The sequence below is a fragment of the Vibrio sp. 10N.222.46.A1 genome (assembly GCF_041473595.1).
In the GTDB taxonomy this organism is placed as follows: domain Bacteria; phylum Pseudomonadota; class Gammaproteobacteria; order Enterobacterales; family Vibrionaceae; genus Vibrio; species Vibrio tasmaniensis_A.
This window is the reverse complement of the sequence record NZ_JBFRSN010000442.1, coordinates 1-4513: the sequence shown is the minus strand read 5'-3', so window position 1 is coordinate 4513 and position 4513 is coordinate 1. Positions and strand designations below refer to the sequence as shown.

The following is a 4513-nucleotide window of genomic DNA, read 5'->3' as shown; positions in this document are numbered from 1 at the left end:
GCTTTTTTGTATCTATTGTTTTGTCCTAAAACGTATTCCTTTTGATATGTGTGTATCGAATGATAAGTCATGACTATTGTTCCTCCATAGCACCTTAATATGTTGATGGGCATATATGAAACTGGCGAAATATACGCTTAATAAATGGTTTTTCATCCGCTTTGTGCTGAACATTGTCTCAAGTTTGGGACTACTCTCTGCTTTGTTGCTATCACATCGTTTGCCTCAAGCAATGTCTGATATTCGCTCATGATTTATCTACTTTATTCCTGTATATCTTTATAGGATTAAAGAGATGTAACATCGCTGTGAGTTTATTTGCATATAAATCAATGCACTACTAACGTTTAATTTGTGTTTTAGAAATCCATAGAGAATAAGTGAATTTGTGAAAAGGAGTCTCTTAGCACAGACATGGCATTTTTTATGGGGAAGACTAGGCTTAACAGTAAGTAAACTATAAAAAAAACAGGTTAAATACTTATCTCTTTTCAACTCGAAGAGGCACAACAAAAGATTGGCCATTGATGAGGGGTAAGTATGAATTTGATTAAAGCCTGTAATGATTAACAAAAATAATTTGTACAGCTCTAGATAAGAGTGCTTGTGATAACGGGGGATATATGGATATTGAGGTTTCGCGCCAAGCTGCGGTTGTTGAAGCAGTAAGTGGGGATGTGGTTGTAGTAACACCTGACGGCAACCCAAAAAAAGTTCTAGTTGGCGATATCATCCGTGAAAATGAGATAGTCATTACCGCAAATAATGCAGAACTTGTATTAGGTGCTCCAAATGGTGAGGTTCTGGTTGGCGAGAATTGTGTTGGATGTATTGACCAAGAATTGTCTTGGGCTGATGCCCCTATCGCCGGAGAGGTCAATTTCGATCTAGAGCAATCTGACGACGGAGCATTTACTGACGATGATATTGCGGCAATCCAAGAAGCTATTTTAGGTGGCGCCGATCCTACTGAAATTTTGGAAGCAACGGCTGCTGGTGAAGGGCTAGGCTCTGCAAATGCAGGCTTTGTTACGATTGAATACAATAATATTCAAACTCAGCCCTCGACATTCTTTGAGACATCAGGGCTTGCGAAAGAAGAGGTAGAGGAAACTCGAGAGGAATTTAGAACGATCACACGTTCAGCTGGTGGTCAATCGATCAGCGAATCAGTCACTGAAGGTTCTATTTCTGGCAATACCTACCCCCAATCTATTACGACCACAGAAACGATTATTGCGGGCAGTTTAGCTCTAGACCCAGATTCTTTTGTCCCAGACACACTCTCCCTTGCTTCACTCCTAAGTGAGCTTAATAACGACATTACATCAAGCGGCCAAGTTGTCACGTTTACTTACGACTCGGTAACGAATTCCATTGTTGGTGTTCAAGGTACTGACGAAGTATTACGTATCGATATTGATGCTACTAGTGTTGGCAATAATATCGATATCTCATTAACCACCACGATTTCTCAATCTATTGATCATGTTCCGTCTATCGGTGGTGGGCAGGTTTCTTATACTGGCGATCAAATTAACTTTGCTTTTGATATTCAAGGTGAAGACTCCGCAGGAAACCCAATAGCATCACCAATTAATGCGCTGGTTACTTTATTTGACGGAGTGAATCCGTCTGCTGAAAGCGTGAATATCAATAATGTAGAAACGAGTAGTGCACCTATTGAAGGCACTTTTTCTAATATTGGAAGTGATAAACTTCAATCTGCTGTCTTTGATGCAAGTGCGTTAGAAGAGTTTGATGGGCTGCTCAGTGATAACCAAAATACGGTTGCAAGACTGTCTGATGACGGAACAACGATCACTCTGTCTATTCAAGGGAGAGGTGAGGTTGTTCTCACAATCTCCCTCGATACCGATGGCACATATAATTTCCAACAGTTTAAACCAATAGAAGAAGTGAGCTCCGACACGCTTTCATTCTCTCTACCGATTACGGTTACCGATTTTGACCAGGATGTCGTAACGAATACGATTAAGGTTGATATCTCTGATGGTGATAGCCCGTTCATTATTAATGTTGATGGCATCGATGTTGATGAGTCAGGCATTGTTGGTGGCTCACAAGAAGGAACAACCCCAGTAGGTGGTATTGGCAGTATCACAGCAAGTGTTTTTGAAAGTGACATTATTGACCATTACGAACTTGAACCGACTGAATTTAATACAGCGGGAGCCTTGGTTTCCAATGGTGCTGCCGTTCAATTAGAGTTAGTTAGTCAAACCAATGATGTGAGAACGTATGAAGGTTATGTTGAGGTCAATGGATCTCGAATTACGGTCTTTGACGTTAAAGTCGATAGTCCATCATTGGGGAATTATGAATTTACTCTGTACGAATCGCTTTCACACCAAGGTGCTGAAGGTGAGTTGCTAACCTTTGTATTGCCCATTTACGCGGTTGACTCGGATGGTGACCGCTCTGCACTGTCTGGTGGGTCAAACACACCAGAAGCTGCTGAGATCTTAATCAGTGTAAAAGATGATGTGGTCGAACTCATCGATAATGTCGTTTCCGTCGATGAACCGACTTTGGCGGGCGATACTGTTGTTTCTTATAATCTATTCAACTTTGAGGGTGCGGATGGTTCGACAATCCAATCATTGTCTTACGATGGGGTCGAATACAAGTTAGACCAAAATCTACTCCCAGATGCGGCACAAACTTTCCCATTTACAGAAGGGGTTGCAACGATTTCACTCAATGGTGATTTTAGTTTTGAAGTCGCTCGTGATATCAACCACTCAAGCAGCGAAACCATAGTAAAACAATTTGCCTTTTTAGCTGAAGATGCTGATGGCGACGAGAGCTTTTCAACGCTTGATCTTAGTCTTACTGATGGCCAAGATCCGGTAATTAACCTAGTTCCACCAGTGACATTATCTGAAACGAATCTTGGTGATGGATCTTCGCCAAGCGGAAATGCGGTTAGCGCCACTGAAACGATTACGTTTACAGCCGGTAGTGATGATGTCGCGAGTTTTCGAATTGATCCAAACTTGTTTAATACTAATGATACGCTCAAATCGAATGGGCTTGTCGTTGAACTCAAGGAAGACCCTCAGAACTCAGGTACTTATATAGGTTTTGTTAACGATGGGGTAAACCCTGATGTCCCAGTGTTCACGATTAGCTTTTCTACAAGTACATTAGGGGAATACACCTTCACGCTGCTTGAAGCGTTAGATCATGAAGATGGCCTTGCAAATAACGACCTGAGCTTTGAACTGCCTGTTTATGCCGTGGACACTGATGGCGATAACTCGCAAATTTCCCCGCTTACAATGACCATCGGTGATGATGTGCAAATCATGAAAGATGGTGTGCTCAATATTGTTGAACCGACGGTTGCGGATTTGGCTGCTGGTAAGGTGACGACTGCCACCATTGATGTGATGCCTGATCAGAGTGCTGATGGCGCGACCATTACCCAGATCACGTATGATAATACCGTTTACACCTTGAATCAGGGCTTAACGGGAGAGCAGCTTATCACTGTGCCTGAGGGAAAACTGTTTGTTACCCTTGAAGGTGAAATACGCTTTGAACCCAATCGCGATTTAAACCACACAAGCAGCGAAGATATCGTTAAGACGATCGTGGTGACGTCAAGTGACTTTGATAAAGATCCGGTGACATCCACCGTTACTTTGACCATCACCGATGGTGATATTCCAATCATCAATACTATTCCAAGCGTCACGCTATCAGAATCCAATCTAGCCGATGGCTCGGCAGTAAGCACCGTGCCTGTGAGTCAAACTGAGATTATTCAGTTTACCAATCAAAGTGATGATGTAGTCAAGTTCCGTATCGACCCTGCTCAATTCAACACCAACGACGCGCTTAAATCGGGCGGGTTAGCCGTCGAGTTACGTGTCGATCCACAAAACAGCAACCAGTACATTGGCTTTGTGAAAGATGGATCCAACCCAGAAGTTCCCGTCTTTACTATTAGCTTTTCTACCAGCACGGTGGGTGAGTACACCTTTACTCTACTTGAAGCATTAGATCATGCTGATGGCCAAGCAAAGAACGATCTGAGCTTTGAGCTTCCTGTACTTGCGGTCGATCGTGATGGTGATGATTCATTGATGTCGCCATTGAAAGTGACGGTTAGCGATGATGTGCAAGGCATGCAAAACCAAACGTTAACCATTACTGAGCCAACGGTGGCTGATTTGGCTGCAGGTGTTGTTACGACAGGCACTGTCGATGTGATGCCAGTGCAAAGTGCAGATGGTGCAACAATCACTCAGTTCGTTTATGACGGACAACTTAGAACACTGGTTCAAACAGATACTGGTGAGCAGCGGTTCGGTTTCACTGAAGGGACGTTAGTCATCACCCTGCAAGGTGAAGTGCGCTTTGAACCCAATCGCGATTTAGTTCATACAAACAACGAAGACATCGTTAAAACAATCGTAGTGACGTCAAGTGACTTTGATAAAGATCCGGTGACATCCACCGTGACTTTGACCATTACCGATGG

General features: G+C 43.0%; 1 protein-coding gene. It reads left to right on the top strand.

Translation table 11 applies throughout. From position 1 onward, the window contains the following. Nucleotides 1-623 precede the first annotated feature (623 nt). Nucleotides 624-4513 (top strand): retention module-containing protein (locus tag AB4496_RS13625; RefSeq protein ID WP_372131146.1); only part of this gene is annotated, 3890 nt, incomplete at its 3' end.